Annotated in this window: 11 protein-coding genes; 7 read left to right on the forward strand and 4 right to left on the reverse strand. The window is 60.7% G+C overall.

Going from position 1 to position 16,621, the window contains the following annotated elements; all coding sequences use genetic code 11:
• Positions 1-76: 76 nt before the first annotated feature.
• The 4 genes from E3T54_RS11975 to E3T54_RS11990 all read right to left on the reverse strand — a co-directional run bounded on the left by E3T54_RS11975 (position 77) and on the right by E3T54_RS11990 (position 3,922).
• On the reverse strand, positions 77-868 hold the full coding sequence (locus E3T54_RS11975; RefSeq protein ID WP_134475882.1) for a DUF1883 domain-containing protein: 792 nt from the start codon (positions 866-868) through the stop codon (positions 77-79).
• Entirely contained in the window at positions 865-2,010 is a 1,146-nt protein-coding gene (locus tag E3T54_RS11980; RefSeq protein ID WP_134475883.1) for a hypothetical protein, read from the reverse strand. Before E3T54_RS11980 ends, E3T54_RS11975 begins: the two co-directional genes overlap by 4 nt.
• Before the next feature lie 284 nt (positions 2,011-2,294).
• Positions 2,295-3,080, reverse strand: a complete 786-nt coding sequence (locus E3T54_RS11985; protein ID WP_134475884.1) for a nucleotidyl transferase AbiEii/AbiGii toxin family protein — start codon at positions 3,078-3,080, stop codon at positions 2,295-2,297.
• Positions 3,077-3,922 (reverse strand): type IV toxin-antitoxin system AbiEi family antitoxin, encoded by an 846-nt coding sequence (locus E3T54_RS11990; protein WP_241977195.1) that lies wholly within the window; start codon positions 3,920-3,922, stop codon positions 3,077-3,079. Before E3T54_RS11990 ends, E3T54_RS11985 begins: the two co-directional genes overlap by 4 nt.
• A gap of 294 nt (positions 3,923-4,216) precedes the next feature.
• Here E3T54_RS11990 and mobF point away from each other — a divergent pair, with 294 nt between their 5' ends.
• The 7 genes from mobF to E3T54_RS12025 all read left to right on the forward strand — a co-directional run bounded on the left by mobF (position 4,217) and on the right by E3T54_RS12025 (position 16,620).
• A complete protein-coding gene (gene mobF, locus E3T54_RS11995) occupies positions 4,217-7,069 on the forward strand; it encodes a MobF family relaxase (protein WP_134475885.1) in 2,853 nt (950 codons plus the stop codon).
• Positions 6,994-7,785 carry a hypothetical protein gene (locus E3T54_RS12000; protein ID WP_134475886.1) on the forward strand — a complete coding sequence of 264 codons (792 nt, stop codon included), beginning with the start codon at positions 6,994-6,996 and terminating at the stop codon, positions 7,783-7,785. The genes mobF and E3T54_RS12000 overlap by 76 nt, the downstream gene beginning before the upstream one ends.
• 196 nt (positions 7,786-7,981) lie before the next feature.
• Positions 7,982-9,550 (forward strand): type I restriction-modification system subunit M, encoded by a 1,569-nt coding sequence (locus E3T54_RS12005; protein ID WP_134475887.1) that lies wholly within the window; start codon positions 7,982-7,984, stop codon positions 9,548-9,550.
• A complete protein-coding gene (locus E3T54_RS12010) occupies positions 9,547-10,473 on the forward strand; it encodes a restriction endonuclease (protein WP_370255513.1) in 927 nt (308 codons plus the stop codon). The genes E3T54_RS12005 and E3T54_RS12010 overlap by 4 nt, the downstream gene beginning before the upstream one ends.
• The gene (locus tag E3T54_RS12015) at positions 10,470-11,702 is read left to right on the forward strand and encodes a restriction endonuclease subunit S (RefSeq protein WP_134475888.1); all 1,233 of its coding nucleotides are present in this window, start codon (positions 10,470-10,472) and stop codon (positions 11,700-11,702) included. Before E3T54_RS12010 ends, E3T54_RS12015 begins: the two co-directional genes overlap by 4 nt.
• Complete coding sequence (locus E3T54_RS12020) at positions 11,699-14,740, forward strand: type I restriction endonuclease subunit R (RefSeq protein ID WP_134475889.1); 3,042 nt, start codon at positions 11,699-11,701, stop codon at positions 14,738-14,740. Before E3T54_RS12015 ends, E3T54_RS12020 begins: the two co-directional genes overlap by 4 nt.
• The gene (locus E3T54_RS12025) at positions 14,740-16,620 is read left to right on the forward strand and encodes an ATP-dependent endonuclease (RefSeq protein WP_134475890.1); all 1,881 of its coding nucleotides are present in this window, start codon (positions 14,740-14,742) and stop codon (positions 16,618-16,620) included. Before E3T54_RS12020 ends, E3T54_RS12025 begins: the two co-directional genes overlap by 1 nt.
• The last annotated feature ends 1 nt before the right edge of the window (position 16,621 follow it).

Here is a 16,621-nt window from a genome sequence, read left to right on the forward strand (position 1 = left end):
GTTTGCTTCGACGAGTACAGAAGTTACAGCTCTCGGAAGAATAGGTTGGGACATTCTCTCTCCTGCGTACTTTGACTCAGATTGCCGGTTCGGACGCACGGACCACAGCAGCAATCTCGTCTGCGATCTCCGCGATGGTATTCGTTGCGGTCGTGCGAGCGATCTTGTCAGCGAGCGAAGGCGACTCCTTCTCAACCTCGTCCTTTGAGATGTCGTGCCAGATGGGAAGCATCCGCTGTTTGCCGGCGATGGAGAGCCCGACGATGCCGTCCAACTCGTACTGCGGCCAGCCCTTCGCGAAGAAGGACTTCGACATGACCACGATACCGAACGATGAGTGGGCCAGGCCGTAGTCGATCTTTCGTCGCAGGCTGTCGCCAATCCGAAGCTCGCCCTTGTCCAGCCAGACCTTGAGTCCCCGTTCCGTAAGAGCGTCGTGCAGGGGCAGTGCCACCGCCGTCTTGTCTTCGCTGGCGTGAGAGATGAACACGTCCCAGGTCTGTCCGGTTTCGTCAGGTGTCAGATGCGCCGGCGGTTCTGCTCGAATTCCCGCGAGGGAGGAAAGTCGTGCCGGTTGAGCGACGGGAAGCGGCGGTGGAACCACTCGTACCGAACTGCGCAAGGTTGCTTGCCCCATATTCATCCGATCGATCGTGAGATACCAGGTCCCTGTAGAGGGCACGACGAAAGGAAATGGCGACTTGGTCACTTGGCCACCGCGATAGCGGTGGTTGCGCCCGCTTCTGTAAGCCATAAAGTTGCTCGGATCCATCAGCTTTACGTTGGCCGTCGCGCTGAGCTCCAAGATGATCGTCGAGCCGCGCTCAAGGCGGGTCCAGTGGTACTGCCGAAAGCCGATGCCGCTCATGCTGCGATCTCCCGCTGTCCGAGGTCGAGTTGGTAGACGGTGATGAGGAGTGAAGCCATGAGCATGACCGCGATGACGCAATTGCGGTCGCTGACCTGGTCTTCACCGAGACGGTGTGAAATAACATGCCGAGTCAGATGCGCCGGACGAGGTTTCCCTGACAGCGGATTCCAATCGTCGTAAAACAGTACGAGCGGTGCTCGGGTGGCCTGTTCGAGCAACCTTGTGTATGGCGTATCCATCGTCAGGACATGATGCTTGGTAACGCGCTGCCGATCACTCACCCAATGGAGTGACTCGACGATGCTATGTACGACTTGGACGGCAGAGATCGCACCCACTTTCCAGTAGCTATTGCGGCATGCTTCGATCACTTCCCGTGCAGTTGGGAGAACGGGGTCAAGTACAGGATCTGTGAGACTATCGAGCCAGTCTGCGCAGTCATCGAGTATGTCTTCGCGGTGACGGATGAGAATTTCGGAGCGTTCATCTCGGGTCGTGGCTGACAGCAGCAGATCGAGTACTTCACTCCGCGGCACCCATGCCGCTGGGATACCATCGTCGTTGACGAGCGCGATGAGCGCAGGCAATCTCTCACCAATGTTTTCGGGCCAGTTATCCGGAATTCGTCGGCGCTGAGTGATCGAGTCCCAGTCGATCGAGCGCATCATATCGAGAATCGGTTGTATCGATGCGGTGAGATCGATCTTGGGTTGGATCGCCGCGATCCACTCACTCGTGATGCCGCCCAGCATCTTTGAGTAGTCGGGCATGCTGGCAAGCAGTGTGCTCTGGATGTTCGCGATATTGGCGAGCGCCGTCGTGGGGACGACCAGATCATCCTCGAACTTGGGCATAACAGCCGCGATGTTCAGCGCGGGAACGAGCATGGAATCGAGCTTCGGCAAGAGGCTCTGCACGTTCGTGATCGAAGCGAAGAGGCTTGCATCGAGCTTTGGCATCAGCGACGCGGTGTCGATCGCGGGGATGAGCGCCGAAAAATCGAACTTGGGCGTAACCGCCGCGTACGAGGACATGATCGACTGCACCTGGCTCGCACTTGCGTGGGAGATGCTGATGCGGTTGCGAACCGTCTCGGATTCGCCGTCATCCGAGACGTCGATAACTTCCGTGGATCCCACCTCTAATCCTCCATGCCTCGCAGTGACCCCGAATCGGGTGTCTCACTGGAGCGTGAGTTATGGGGTCACATATTTATTGTGACCACGACCTCCGACATTGGGTCGCGACTCGCCGAAAAATCGAACAAAGATTCGATCAGGCATTGCGGAATGGGCAATGTTCCAGATCTACGGGCGTCACGGATGGCGTGACGTTTCGCCGTATCGCGCGAGTTTCAAAAGCTGGGGTTGGTTACCGAATCTGTAACCTTCTCCGCGTTCTGACACCTCATGTAGCTCGGGATCTACCGCGATTCATCGAGCCGATTAAGCAGGGCTGTGCTGACGAGTTCGGCGGCAGTATCGATCTCGTAGCCGGTGGGCCAGGCCACGACGAGCGGGTCGAGGTCGTGGCGGAATGATGCCGTGTCGAGCTTCTGTCGTAGGTTCTCTTGCGCCTTCGCCGAGGTGAGTCCATCCGGCCGGTATGGACCGAATGCTCCCAGGATCTCGGATGGGTCCAGCCGGAGGTGGTCGAGGGCGAGCCAGAGGTCGAAGAGGTCTCGTCCTTTCGAGCGCTGATAGAGCGCTCGGATCTTCGTCGCCACAAGCTCGGCGGGCTGAAAGGTCGGCACGAGTGCCGAGCCGCGCCACCACGCAGAGGCCACCTGGTGCTCGCGCTGGATGATCGGCAAGGCGGGGGAGCGCTCGTGGGTGTTTACCTCGATTTTGAGTCGCAACGGAATGCCCGACTCGGCAGTGGTCCGCCAGTAGACCTTCGGGTGCTCACTCACCCGCGTGCGCACCTCGAACCCGAGTTGCTCGCCGAGGCGAGTGAGCGCCTGGGTCAATGGCGCTATACCGCCCGCGGAGGCACGGACGTAGTCCAGATCCTCGCTGTAGCGGTACGGGCGCGGTAGGTGCAGCTTATGGAGGGCAGTGCCTCCGCGGAAGATCAGTTCGCGGCCGAGATAGTCGTCGTCGGCGATGGCGCAGATCGCTCGGGAAAGCAGCAGATCCTGTTCGACCTGCTCGCGGGTCGGCCAGGGATGATCCACACCCCAGGCAGTGATGACGTTGGCAGGGATCATAGGTCGGGCTCCACATCACGGTTGAGGTACAGCATCCAGTCGTGATCGACCGTGCCGGCCGCGATACCCGCGGGATCGAGCCGTGAGGGTGTGGGGGTGGCATTGTGGGCAAAGCTTTGGAGGTCGTCGAGCCCGTCATGGTCGGTGAAGGTGGCGAGCATCCACCCAGCGCGCCGGATGGCAGATGCGGGGAAGGATGGGGCAAGGGCGATGAGATCACTCATCGTGAAGGCATCGAGTTCGCCGAGTTCGCAGATGACGGTTGCGGCGTTGTCGAGCCCGCCTGCCCGGTCGATGTCGCTAGCGACATCCAGCATCGTCGCTGCAACCGACGACACGAGCGCGGTGCCCGAACGTGTTGCATGGGAGACGGTCGGAACTGATGCGATATCGCTGCGCTGAGCGAACGAGAATCGCGTGCGACCGACGATCCGATCCCGAACGAGACGATCAACGGCAATCTGGAACACCTGCGGCGCCTGATGCGCCGCACCGTGGATCGCCGCTGCGCTCAGCCAACCGACGTAATACCGTGCACCCACGTGGCGCATCATCGTGTTGATAATCTCGATGCCGGGAGGCGCTCCCCAGGTGCGGAACTCGGGAGGAACCGCGAACCACAGCCCGCGCGTGGGCATGACCCACTGGCCACGGCGCACCGCAGGGTTCAAACGCTGGCGCACCTGCGTCTCTGGCACGTCCAATAAGCGGGCGACATCGCCGCTCGTCAGTGCATCGATACCATGCGCGAGAGCCCAATCGGCAGCCTCCGGCGCACGAACCGCCTCCACGATCCCTCTCTCCATATCAACAATCGTCACAGAAACCGTGACGATTTGCAATCCCAAGAGAGAGACTTGCGTAGCCTCGACACTGTCGTTTGTACCCGTAGTTCGTCACTATGACCCCAACTACGGAGGCAAACGACAGCGGACCGCCAGCACCTCGTTACGAGCGAAGCTCCTTTTTCTGCCTGGTAGCGATCCTGCCTGCTGCCGTACCTATGAACCACCAACGGGACGACTTCGGTCTCCCTCAGATTCCCCACACATCTGGCACCTCGACGGTGCTCCCGGTGCGCGGTGCACACCTGTCTCCTGAACGGGCCGATTCACGGCCCCGTGGGGAGGCCGATCATGGTGGTATCGATGCGGGTCATGTCCGCCGGGCGAGGCTACGAGTACCTGCTGAAGACTGTCGTGGTCGGCGACGGGAACCGAGATCTCGGCACCCCGTTGACCCGTTACTACTCTCAGGAAGGTACGCCTCCCGGCGCCTGGTATGGCTCCGGCGTCCAGGCTCTCGGCTCCGATATCGATGGCCGCATAGCCACAGGCGACGAAGTGACCGAGGAGCACCTGGCCCGGCTGCTCGGCGAGGGCGCCGACCCGATCACGGGGCAAAAGCTTGGCCTCGGCTACGGCCGCTACGCAACCCCGCGCACTCGGATCGCAACGCGCACTGCTGCGATTCCGGAGAACATCACAGCCGAGCAACGCGAGCAAGCAACAGCCGCAATCCGCGAAGAGGAGGCGCAACGGAAGAGCCGCCAGCCCGTTGCAGGGTTCGACTTCACATTCTCGCCGCCCAAGTCGGTGAGCACGTTGTGGGCGGTCGCGGATGCGGGCACGCAATCCCTGATCGTGCAGGCGCACCATGCCGCGATGAAGGACGTGCTCGGATTCCTCGAGCGCGAGGTCGCCGCCACCCGAACCGGCAAAGGCGGCATCGCCCGCGCCGGAGTGCAAGGCGTGATCGCGACCGGATACGACCATTACGACTCCCGCGCCGGAGACCCACAACTGCACACCCATCTCGTCATCGCGAACAAGGCGCAGGGCACGGATGGGAAGTGGCGCACTCTCGACTCCCGCGCGCTGCACAAAGCCACGGTCGCGCTTTCCGAGACGTACAATGCCTACCTGACGGATCACACGGCCCGGCTCCTCGGCGTCTCGTGGACTCCGGTCGATCGCGGTGCGGATCGTCGCACCGGCTGGGAGATCAGCGGAGTCTCCACGCTGCTGCTGGACGAGTTCTCCCAGCGCACCCGCGGCACGGCAGGCAGCGAAGGAATCGAAGACGTCACCGCCAGACTGGTCGAGGAGTACCGTACCCGGCACGGACGATCCCCGTCCGCACGGGCATTCACCCGACTGCGACAGCAGGCCACTCTCACCACCCGCCCGGAGAAACAGGTGCGGTCTCTCGCGGAGCTGACGGCCGCCTGGAGGGAACGCGCAACCCGCGTGCTCGGACAGCATGCCACGACCTGGGCACAGGCGATCCTCACCCACCTGCCCGGTGACGTGCTCCTCCGAGCAGACGACCTGCCGGGCGCGCAGGTTGAGGACCTCGCCGCGGTGGTCGTGATGGAGGTCGGCAACCGACGTGCTGTGTGGGGGAGATGGAACCTCCACGCGGAAGCTGCCCGCCAGACGATGTGCATCCGCTTCGCCACCACCGACGACCGCGAACGACTCCTCGTCACCATCGTCGAACGGGCCGAGAGCGGATCCCTGCGACTCACGCCCGAGTACGACCGTCTCTCACCCGGCCCGTTCCTGCAGGACGACGGCTACTCGGCGTTCCAGCCCCGCGACACGATCGCGTACAGCAGTCAGGACATCCTCGACGCCGAAACCCGACTCCTGGCCTTCTCGCATCGGACGGATGGCCCACAGATATCTGCCAGAACCGCCCACCGCCACACCACCGGACCCGACGAGCAGGGTGTGACCCTCGCCGAGGATCAGGCGGTCGCGATCACCCAGCTCACGACATCCGGCCGCACGCTCGATCTCCTCGGCGGTCCCGCCGGCGCAGGCAAGACGACGGCGCTTCGCGCGCTACACCGTGCATGGGCAGGGACTCACGGCGAGAACTCCGTGATCGGCCTGGCGCCATCCGCAGCCGCCGCAGAAGTCCTCGGAACAGAGCTCGGTATCCCCACCGAGAACACCGCCAAGTTTCTTCACGATCACGAAGCCGGCCGGTGGAATCTCACCAGCGGGCAGCTCGTGCTTCTCGACGAAGCATCCCTCGCGGGAACCCTTGCGCTGGGTCGCATCACGACTCATGCCGCCGCGGTCGGTGCGAAGGTCGTGCTCATCGGGGACTGGGCGCAGCTCACCGCCGTCGAGACGGGCGGAGCGTTCGGGATGCTCGCTCGCGACCGCGGCGACGCCCCGGAACTCACCGACGTGCGCCGGTTCCGGAACGACTGGGAGAAGACCGCCACACTCCAACTCCGCCACGGCGACACTTCCGCACTCACTGCTTATGCCGATCACGACCGGATCCACGACGGCGACACCGACACGATCCTCAACACCGCATATGCCGCCTGGCGTGCGGACAAGACCACGGGGCTATCCACGGTCATGATCGCAGCGACCTCGCAGACCGTCGCAGAACTGAACCAGCGCGCCCGCACAGATCTGATCGCGGCCGGGGCGGTCGAACCGGACGGACTCTCCCTGCACGACGGAACGACCGCGGGCGTGGGGGATGAGGTCGTCACCAGAAGCAATGACCGTCGCCTCACTACGACGGATGGCAGATGGGTGAAGAACGGCGACCGATGGGCCGTGACCGGAAGGTTCGACGACGGCTCCCTCGCCATCCGCAGACTCGGTAGAAGCGGCGCACCTTTCGGACAAGGGATCGTCCTGCCCGCCGAATACGTGCGCGAGCACGTCGAACTCGGATACGCGACGACCGTCCACCGCGCCCAAGGTGCCACCGTCGGATCATCGACCCGCAGATCGCGACTCGCGAGCTCCTATATGTCGCTGCCACCCGCGGCCGCGACGCTAACCACCTCTATATCCCGACCGATCAGGATGCCGGAGTCGAGGATCACCATGACGAGCACGCGCAAGAGCGCGACGGCCAGAGCATCCTGGCAGACGTGCTGGCCCGCAGCGGTGCAGAGCAGACCGCGACCGAAACGCTGCGCCTCACCGTCAGCGAGCACGCCTCGTTGACGCAGCTCATCGCCGAGTACGAGACCATCGCCGCACACGCTCAACACGACCGGTGGGAGGTGCTCCTGCAATCCAGCGGGCTCTCCGACACGCAGGTAGATCGCATCCTCGACAGTGACGACCGCGTTCAGGTCGAGGCCGCACTCCGTCGAGGCGAGTCCAACGGGCACGACGTCGAAGACCTCGTCCGCCGCGCGGCCCCGAGGCTTGACGGGCACCCTCATCCTGCTGCCGCGATTGCTGAGGTGCTCAACCGATTCACGGGAGAACCCCGCCGCGGCTCGCGCGCCGTCGCCCCGAAGCGAGTCGCCGGACTCATCCCGATCCCGAAAGGGCAGATCTCAGAGGACATGCGCGCCGCGCTGACCGAACGCGAGCAGATCATCACCCGCACCGTGAGATCCCTCACCATCGACGCACTCGAAGCGGGGGAACCGTGGACGCCACGGCTCGGAACGCCGCCCACGCAGGACCAGGCCCGCGAAGCCTGGCTGCAGGCCGCGACCACCATCCAGCTCTATCGGCAGAAGCACGGCGTCACCGGATCGATGCTGCTCGACAGCCCTGAGCCGATCACCGATCGCGCACACGCTCACGAGTACCGCGCCGCGCAGGGCGCATATCAACAAGCTCGCAGGCTCAGCGGCAATGACCAGTCGTCTTCTGGTTCGGTGCGGCACACCGCGCCTGAGCGCGGGCTGGGGCGGAGGCTTTGATGTGTTCCGCTGCTGTCCTCCTTACGCGATTACGAATCAATGATTCGAAGGTTTTATCCGTTGCGGCTTTCGCAGGAGAACCGCCTTGGCAGCTTGTCACGCAGCGCGGCTCCGCGGTCGCGTCGGTGCTCACCGGTACCTTTAGAAGTGAACCCGAGCAGAACTTAATCGCGCGCTGATGCGCAGGAGACGAGACATGGCCCCCACGACCAAAGAGTCACAGCGCGCGGAGCTACACAAAACAATCTGGCGCATCGCGAACGACCTTCGCGGCTCCGTCGATGGCTGGGACTTCAAGTCTTACGTGCTCGGGATGTTGTTCTATCGGTTCATCTCTGAAAACCTCACCTCCTACATCAATGCCGGCGAACACAAGGCCGGCGACCAAGGTTTCAACTACGCCACACTCCCCGATACTCAGGCGGAGTTCGGTCGCAAAGAGACTGTCGAGGAGAAGGGGTTCTATATCCTCCCCTCCGAGCTGTTCAAGAATGTCAGGGTCGCCGGTTCCCAGGACGCAAACCTGAACGAGACGCTCGCGAGAGTTTTCAAGAACATCGAGGGATCCGCCGTCGGCAGCGACAGCGAAGATGACCTCAAGGGCTTGTTTGATGACCTCGACGTCAACAGTTCCAAGCTGGGCAACACAGTTGCCAAACGCAACGAGAAGCTCGTCAAACTGCTCGATGCGATCGGCGATTTACCGCTCGGGAAATTCGGTGAGAATACGATCGACCTGTTCGGTGACGCCTACGAGTACCTCATGCAGATGTACGCATCGAGCGCAGGCAAGTCCGGTGGCGAGTACTACACGCCGCAAGAGGTGTCTGAACTCTTGGCCCGCATCACCGTGGTCGGCAAGACGCAGGTGAACAAGGTCTACGACCCCGCCGTCGGCTCAGGGTCGCTACTGCTGAAGTTCGACAAAGTCCTCGGCAAGGGCAACGTGCGGCAGGGCTTCTATGGCCAGGAAATCAATCTGACCACCTACAACCTCGCCCGCATCAACATGTTCCTGCACGACGTGAACTACGAAAAGTTCAACCTCGCCCACGGCGACACCCTCACCGACCCTGCCCACTGGGACGGCGAACCGTTCGAAGCGATCGTCTCCAACCCGCCCTACTCGATCAAGTGGGACGGTGACGCCAACCCGCTTTTGATCAACGACCCACGCTTCGCGCCTGCTGGTGTGCTCGCACCGAAGTCGAAGGCTGATCTTGCCTTCACCATGCACATCCTGTCGTGGCTGGCCGTCAACGGCACTGCCGCGATCGTCGAGTTCCCCGGCGTTCTTTACCGCGGGGGCGCGGAAGCGAAGATCCGCAAATACCTCATTGACAACAACTACGTCGATTCCGTCATCCAGCTCCCACCGGACCTGTTCTTCGGCACCACGATCGCAACGTGCATCATTGTGCTCAAGAAGTCCAAGAACGACAACGCGGTTCTCTTCATCGATGCCTCGGCCGAGTTCAAGCGCACGGGCAACAAGAACAAGCTCGCTGACGCGAATCAACAGAAGATCCTCGAAGCGTTTACTGCTCGCAAGGACGCAGAGTACTTCACCAAGCTCACCCCCAACGAAGACATCGCGGCGAACGACTACAACATCGCCGTGTCGTCGTACGTTGTGGCTGAGGACACCCGTGTGACCGTCGATATCATCGAACTAAACGCTGAGATCGCCCGCATCGTCACCCGCCAAGCGGAACTGCGCACCTCTATCGACGCGATAGTCGCGGATCTCGAGGGTTCCAAGTGATCGATCAGATGCCCAACTGGGAAGGCTTCATGATCCCGACGCTCCAAGTTCTGAGCGACGGGGTAGTTCGTCACTGGCGCGAGTTCCAGCCGCTGGTCGCGGACCAGGCGAAGCTCACGGATGAACAGAAACTGGCGCTGTTGCCGTCAGGGAACCAGCTCAAGTACGAGAATCGTATCGGCTGGGGGGTATCTTTCCTCACGAACGTCGGTGCGCTCTCCCGCCCCCGACGTGGCCATTACACGATCACTGAGGCCGGTAAGCAGCTCATTACGATGTTCCCGAACGGTGCGAAGGAGCGCGATATCCGCATGCTGGGGGAGGATCCGCACTCCCCGATCAGCGTGTATCAGAAGAGCGACCGCGCGACGAAGGTCAGCAATGCAGTCATCGAGGCCGACACGGAATCGATGACCCCCACCGAGCAGGTGCAGAGCGGGATCGAACGCATCCACGAGGAAGTGGCCGTGGAACTGATCGAACGACTCCAAGGTAAGGAACCTGGCTTCTTCGAGCAGGCTGTCGTGCAGTTGTTGCTCGCCATGGGTTACGGAGGTACAACCGGCAGTGGCAGCGTCACGCAGTTGAGCAACGACGGCGGCATCGATGGCGTGATCGACCAGGATGTGCTTGGACTCAGCCGCGTCTACATCCAGGCGAAGCGATACGCCGACGATAACGTCGTCGGGCGACCCGATGTGCAGGCTTTCGTGGGCGCGCTCAGCGGCAAGGCAGACAGCGGTGTCTTTATCACGACCAGCCGCTTCTCAGAGGGAGCCCGTGGATACGCTGAAGCTGTTCCGATGCGCGTCGTTCTGATCGATGGCAAGCGCCTCACTAGCCTGATGATTCGCTATGGGGTCGGTGTTCAGGTACGTGAGACCTACAGGGTCGTTGAGATCGACGAGGACTTCTTCGCATGAGCCATATCGACGAACTGATCGCAGAGTTCGCTCCTCAGGGAGTTGAGTTCAGGTTGCTCGGAGATATCGCCGAACTTGTGCGCGGCAATGGCATGCCTAAAGCGGACCTCACCGAGGAAGGTGTTGGCGCTATCCACTATGGCCAGATCTACACCCGCTACGGAGTATGGGCGACCGAGACGATATCTTTCGTGGCCCCGGAGACAGCCGTAAAGCTCGCGAAGGCCCAGCCCGGTGACATCATCATCACCAACACAAGCGAGAACATTGAAGACGTAGGCAAAGCGGTCGCGTGGCTGGGTGGCGAGCCTATTGTGACGGGCGGGCATGCCACCGTAGTCAAACACAACGAGGACCCGAAGTACCTCTCGTACTGGTTTCAGTCCGAATCATTCTTTGTGCAAAAGAGAGCTCTCGCCACCGGCACAAAGGTCATCGATGTTTCTGCAAAACAGCTGATGAAAGTGCGAATCCCCGTGCCGCCTCTCGAGGTGCAGCGGGAGATCGTGAGAATATTGGATCAGTTCACTCAGCTGGAAGCGGAGCTGGAAGCGGAGCTGGAAGCGGAGCTGGAAGCCCGCCGTCGCCAGTACGCGTCTTACCGTGATTCTCTGGTCAATGCGGTTGATGGACCGCGCGTAGCAATGGGCGAGCTGGGAACCTTCATGCGTGGTCGCCGGTTCACAAAGAGCGATGTCGTGGAGTCCGGCATCCCGAGCATCCACTACGGCGAGATCTACACCGATTACGGAGTCTCGGCGTCGCGCGCAAAGCGCGAGGTGAACTCGGACATGGTCGCGCAGTTGCGGTTCGCGCAGCCGCGCGACGTGATCTTTGCGGGCGTTGGTGAAACTGTCGTGGACGTTGGTAAGGCGGTTGCCTGGCTCGGAGATGGGCCTGTCGCAGTGCACGACGATACGTTCTCGTTCACTTCGGAGCTGGACCCGAAGTACGTCTCATATGCGGTGCAGACCGATGACTTCCACGCCCAGAAGGCGAATCATGTCGCGCGTGGCAAGGTCAAGCGCCTGTCCTCGGCAGGGCTTTCGAAGATCAAGATTCCCGTGCCGACCGCCGAGGAGCAGGAGCGCATCGTGTCGATCCTCGACAGCTTCGACGCGCTCGTGAATGACCTCAGTATTGGTCTGCCCGCCGAGCTTGCTGCTCGGCGGAAGCAGTACGAGTACTACCGTGACAAGCTCCTGACCTTCGGGGAGCCCGCAGCATGAGCGACGCCCTCCCTCGAAAATATGAGCCGATCGCGGTCTCTGCGGAGAGTACGGTCGTTGCCGAGTACGTTCCGGATGCCCATGCCGTGTCGGCTTATCAGTCGGAGGCTGCGCTTGAGCAGGAGCTGATTCGTCTTCTGGAGTCGCAGGCCTACGAGTATTTTCCGATCACGTCGGAAGCGCAGCTCGTTGCGAATCTTCGAACGCAGCTTGAAGTGCTGAACCACATCACGTTCTCAGATGCAGAGTGGACCGACTTCTTCGAGAAGAAGATCGCGGGCAAGGCCGACGGTATCGTCGAGAAGACCGTACGCATCCAGGAGGATCACGTCCAGCTTCTAAAGCGCGATGACGGTTCAACGAAGAACACCCTCCTGATCGACAAGCAGAACATCCACAACAACCGCCTGCAGGTTATTAACCAGTACGAGATCGGCCAGGGCGAGGGCGGCTTTGCTCGGTCGAATCGTTACGACGTGACAGTCCTGGTGAACGGTTTGCCGATGGTGCACATCGAGCTGAAGCGCCGCGGCGTCGACATCCGTGAGGCCTTCAACCAGATCGACCGATACCAGCGCGATAGCTTCTGGGCAGGTTCGGGGCTGTTCGAGTATGTGCAACTGTTTGTGATCAGTAACGGCACGCTGACGAAGTACTACTCCAACACCACTCGCCGTCAGCACCTGAGTGAGGCGGCCGGATCGAAGAGGGTGCGTAAGACGTCGAACTCGTTCGAGTTCACGTCGTGGTGGGCAGATGCGCAGAACAAGCCGATCACTGATTTGGCTGCGTTCGCGAAGACGTTCTTTGCCAAGCATTCGCTGTTGAACATCCTGACGAAGTACTGCGTGCTCACGGCTGACAAGATGCTGCTGGTGATGCGCCCGTACCAGATCGTTGGGACCGAGCGGATTCTGCAGAAGATCGATATCTCCACCAACTACAAGCAACTTGGCAGTGTTGCTGCGGGTGGCTACGTGTGGCACACGACAGGGTCGGGCAAGACGTTGACGTCGTTCAAGGCTGCGCAGCTCGCATCGAGGCTCCCGAGCGTGGACAAGGTGTTGTTTGTCGTTGACCGTAAGGATCTCGACTACCAGACGATGCGAGAGTACGACCGGTTCGAGAAGGGCGCAGCGAACTCGAACACCTCGACGGCGGTGCTGAAGAAGCAGCTCGAAGATCCGGGCGCACGCATCATCATCACCACGATCCAGAAGCTGTCCACGTTCATCGGCGCGAACAAGGGTCATGCGATCTACGACGGACACGTCGTGATCATCTTCGACGAATGCCACCGTTCCCAGTTCGGCGATATGCACGGCGCGATCACGAAAGCGTTCAAGCGCTACAACCTGTTCGGCTTCACGGGCACACCGATCTTCGCCGCGAACTCGGGTAGCGGCGGGAATCCGCAGCTGAAGACGACGGAGCAGGCGTTCGGGGACAAGCTACACACGTACACGATTGTGGATGCGATCAGTGACAAGAACGTGCTGCCCTTCCGCATCGACTACGTCAACACCGTCAAGGTCGGCAATGTGGTTGACAAGCAGGTCTCCTCGATCGACACCGAGAAGGCGCTGCTCGCTCCGGAGCGGATCAGCCAGATCGTGGCGTACACGCTGGAACACTTCGACCAGAAGACTAAGCGCGCCCAGCACTACACGCTTGGCGACAAGCGCGTGCGCGGCTTCAACGCACTCTTCGCGACCGCATCCATCGACGCCGCTCGCGTCTACTACAATCACTTCCAGATTCTGCAGGAGCAACTACCCTCTGACCGCAAACTGAAGGTCGGGCTGATCTACTCTTACGGCGCGAACGACGCTGTCGAAGACGGGGCCCTCGATGAGGAAGGCTTCGATACCGGAGCGCTGAGCATGGACGCTCGGTCATTTCTGGAAGATGCCATCCAGGATTACAACGGCATGTTCGGCACGAGCTACGACACGTCGGCGGACAAGTTCCAGAACTATTACAAAGACCTCTCGCTGCGGCTGAAGAACCGAGACATTGACCTCGTCATCGTGGTCAACATGTTCCTCACCGGCTTCGATGCGACCACACTGAACACCCTCTTCGTGGATAAGAATCTGCGCGAGCATGGGCTCATCCAGGCGTATTCGCGCACGAACCGCATCCTGAACTCGGTGAAGACGTACGGCAACATCGTGAGCTTCCGGGACCTCGAAGATGCCACGAACGATGCGATCGCGCTGTTCGGAAACAAGGATGCCCGCGGTGTTGTGCTGCTCAAGCCGTACGGCGAGTACCACAACGACTATGCCGAGAAGGTTACGGAACTGCTCGCAGCCTTCCCTCTCGGCCAGCCGATCACCGGAGAGTCTGCGCAGAAGGAGTTCATCGGGCTGCTCGGCGCGATCCTGCGCCTGCAGAACATCCTGACGTCGTTCGACGAGTTCACCGGCAACGAGATACTGTCTGACCGCCAGGCGCAGGACTACCGCAGCATCTACCTCGACCTTTATGCGGAATTCCGCAAGGGCACGGACGCTGATAAAGAGCAGATCAACGACGACATCGTCTTCGAGATCGAGCTGATCAAGCAGGTCGAGATCAACGTCGATTACATCCTCATGCTCGTCCAGAAGTACCGCGACGAGCGCGGTGATGGTGATGACAAGGAAGTCCGCGCGGCGATCACTCGAGCTGTGGATGCCAGCCCGAGCTTGCGCAACAAGAAGGACCTCATCGAGGACTTCGTTGATTCCCTCTCGGTCGACGGTGAGATCGACGAGGAATGGCGAACGTTCATCGCGGCCAAGCGAGAAGCGGAACTCGAAGCGATCATCGCCGACGAGAACCTCCGTCCAGATGAGACCCGCGTCTTCGTCGAAACCGCGTTCCGTGACGGCCAGATCCGCACCAGCGGAACCGCAATCACCAAGGTGCTGCCGCCCGTTTCACGCTTCTCAGCAGACGGTGGCCACGGCGAGAAGAAGCAACGTGTGATCCAGAAGCTCGGGGCGTTCTTTGAACGGTTCTTTGGCCTAGTTGCAAAGGAGAACGAGTAATGAGGATTCAAGCGGTTCGGATAAAAAACTTCCGAACATTGAAGGACGTACCGATCACCTTTGATGCGGTGACGACTTTTATCGGGCCGAACGGTACTGGGAAGTCCACAGTCCTGCGGGCACTCGACTGGTATTTCAACGGCAAGGTTGGTCAACTCGCTGAAAAGGATTGCTCGTTCGGGGCTATCGACGAGGATATCGAAGTGCAAGTAACCTTCGGTGATCTCACGGACAGAGACCGCGAGGCGCTCGGAAAGTATGCTCCGGATGGCGCAGATACTTTTACCGCCTGGAAGCGGAGATCTCCGGAAGGAGCCGAGGTGTTTTCCGCGAATGCAAAGGGTTTCCCGGACTTCAACCCGATAAAGGCTGCGACGAGTGCGACCGCAAAGAAGGATCTTTACGCAGAGCTTCGACGAAGTCGGTCAGACCTCGGTCTACCCGCCGCGAACTCTGGAACAGCCGTTGATGCAGCTATGACCGCCTGGGAAGCAGAGCATACTGATCAGCTCGTCGAGGCTCCTGAATCGCTGCAGACGAACTTTTTCGGCTTTAACAGCGGTGGCAAGATGAGCGGTCTGTTCGACTACGTGCTTGTGACTGCAGACCTTCGTGCCAACGAAGAGTCACAAGACGGCAAGGCAAGTATCATCGGGCGCATTCTCGAGCGGTCGGTGGACCGGGCAGCAGCGGACGAAGAGATCGCGAAGATCGTCGAGGAGTCACGTTCGAAGCAGCAGCAGGTCTACGACGAGAAGTTCAGGTCGCAGCTCGATGCGCTGACCAGTCAGCTCAATGAAGTTATCGAGTCATACTCGCCGGGCCGTTCCGTCTCGGTTACCCCGGCAGAGGTCGAACTCAAGGCACCCCGCACCACCTTCGAACTCGCGATTCTTGATGGGGACACCGAGACCGCGGTAGAACGCCAGGGCCACGGTTTTCAGCGCACGTTGCTGATCTCAGCGTTGCAGTTACTCGCCCAATCGGGGGCGGCCTCATCAGAGGGTGTCATCTGCCTGGCGGTTGAAGAGCCGGAGCTTTTTCAGCACCCGATTCAGGCGCAGACGTTTGCGAAAGTGCTCCGAGCGCTTGCAGAAGACACCGATAAACGCATCCAGGTGACCTACGCGACCCATAGCCCATATTTTCTCGAGGCTCGACACTTCGACCAGGTTCGACGCCTGACGCGGTCGACCGACGCACCTCCTGTCGTGACAGTCCACTGGGCCACCATCGCAGATGTGAAGGCGAAACTGGCAGGGGTTGTGGAGGGTGCGGTAGTGACTCGCCAACTCGATGGGGTGATCACGAACCAGCTGTCCGTTGCACTCTTCGCGAATCGCACTCTGCTTGTCGAAGGGCCCACGGAGTCGGCGGTCTTCTACGGCGTTGGTGACCGACTTGGAGTCGGCTCTCTTGAGGCTGCGGGTGTGTCTATCGTGCCAGTCGGAGGCAAACAGTCGATTCCGCTAGTGCACGCGATTCTGACTGCCTTGGGTATCCCCGTCTACGCGTTGTTCGACGCCGACGGCGGATTCGAGGCGCGGGCGAAGGCAAACGGTAAGAAGCAAGACAAGATTGATGAGGAACGCGTTTCCCATGTCTCCGCTAATCGTTCGGCGCTCAAGTACTTCGGTCGGGACGAGGAAGACTTTCCCGCCGCCGTGGTAGCTGACAACGTCGCCATCTTCGATGACCATCTCGAGGCTCATCTCGCAGAGAACTGGCCGGAGTGGATTGCCGGGTGTCGTGAGGTTGAAGCTGCCGCCGGCATTAGCCTTGCGAAGAATCAGCTGGCATATCGAACCGCAACCTTGAAAGCGGAGGGAGAGGTGCCTTCAACGCTGGATCAGATTTTGAAAAAGGTAAGCGAGGCATAAC

This window comes from Cryobacterium sp. Sr8 (assembly GCF_004403225.1).
In the GTDB taxonomy this organism is placed as follows: Bacteria; Actinomycetota; Actinomycetes; order Actinomycetales; family Microbacteriaceae; genus Cryobacterium; species Cryobacterium psychrotolerans.

Coding starts and splice junctions, on each gene's coding strand:
- E3T54_RS11975 (WP_134475882.1), bottom strand. CDS start 868: ATGAGCGGCATCGGCTTTCGGCAGTACCACTGGACCCGCCTTGAGCGC.
- E3T54_RS11985 (WP_134475884.1), bottom strand. CDS start 3,080: ATGATCCCTGCCAACGTCATCACTGCCTGGGGTGTGGATCATCCCTGG.
- mobF (WP_134475885.1), top strand. CDS start 4,217: ATGGTGGTATCGATGCGGGTCATGTCCGCCGGGCGAGGCTACGAGTAC.
- E3T54_RS12005 (WP_134475887.1), top strand. CDS start 7,982: ATGGCCCCCACGACCAAAGAGTCACAGCGCGCGGAGCTACACAAAACA.
- E3T54_RS12015 (WP_134475888.1), top strand. CDS start 10,470: ATGAGCCATATCGACGAACTGATCGCAGAGTTCGCTCCTCAGGGAGTT.
- E3T54_RS12020 (WP_134475889.1), top strand. CDS start 11,699: ATGAGCGACGCCCTCCCTCGAAAATATGAGCCGATCGCGGTCTCTGCG.
- E3T54_RS12025 (WP_134475890.1), top strand. CDS start 14,740: ATGAGGATTCAAGCGGTTCGGATAAAAAACTTCCGAACATTGAAGGAC.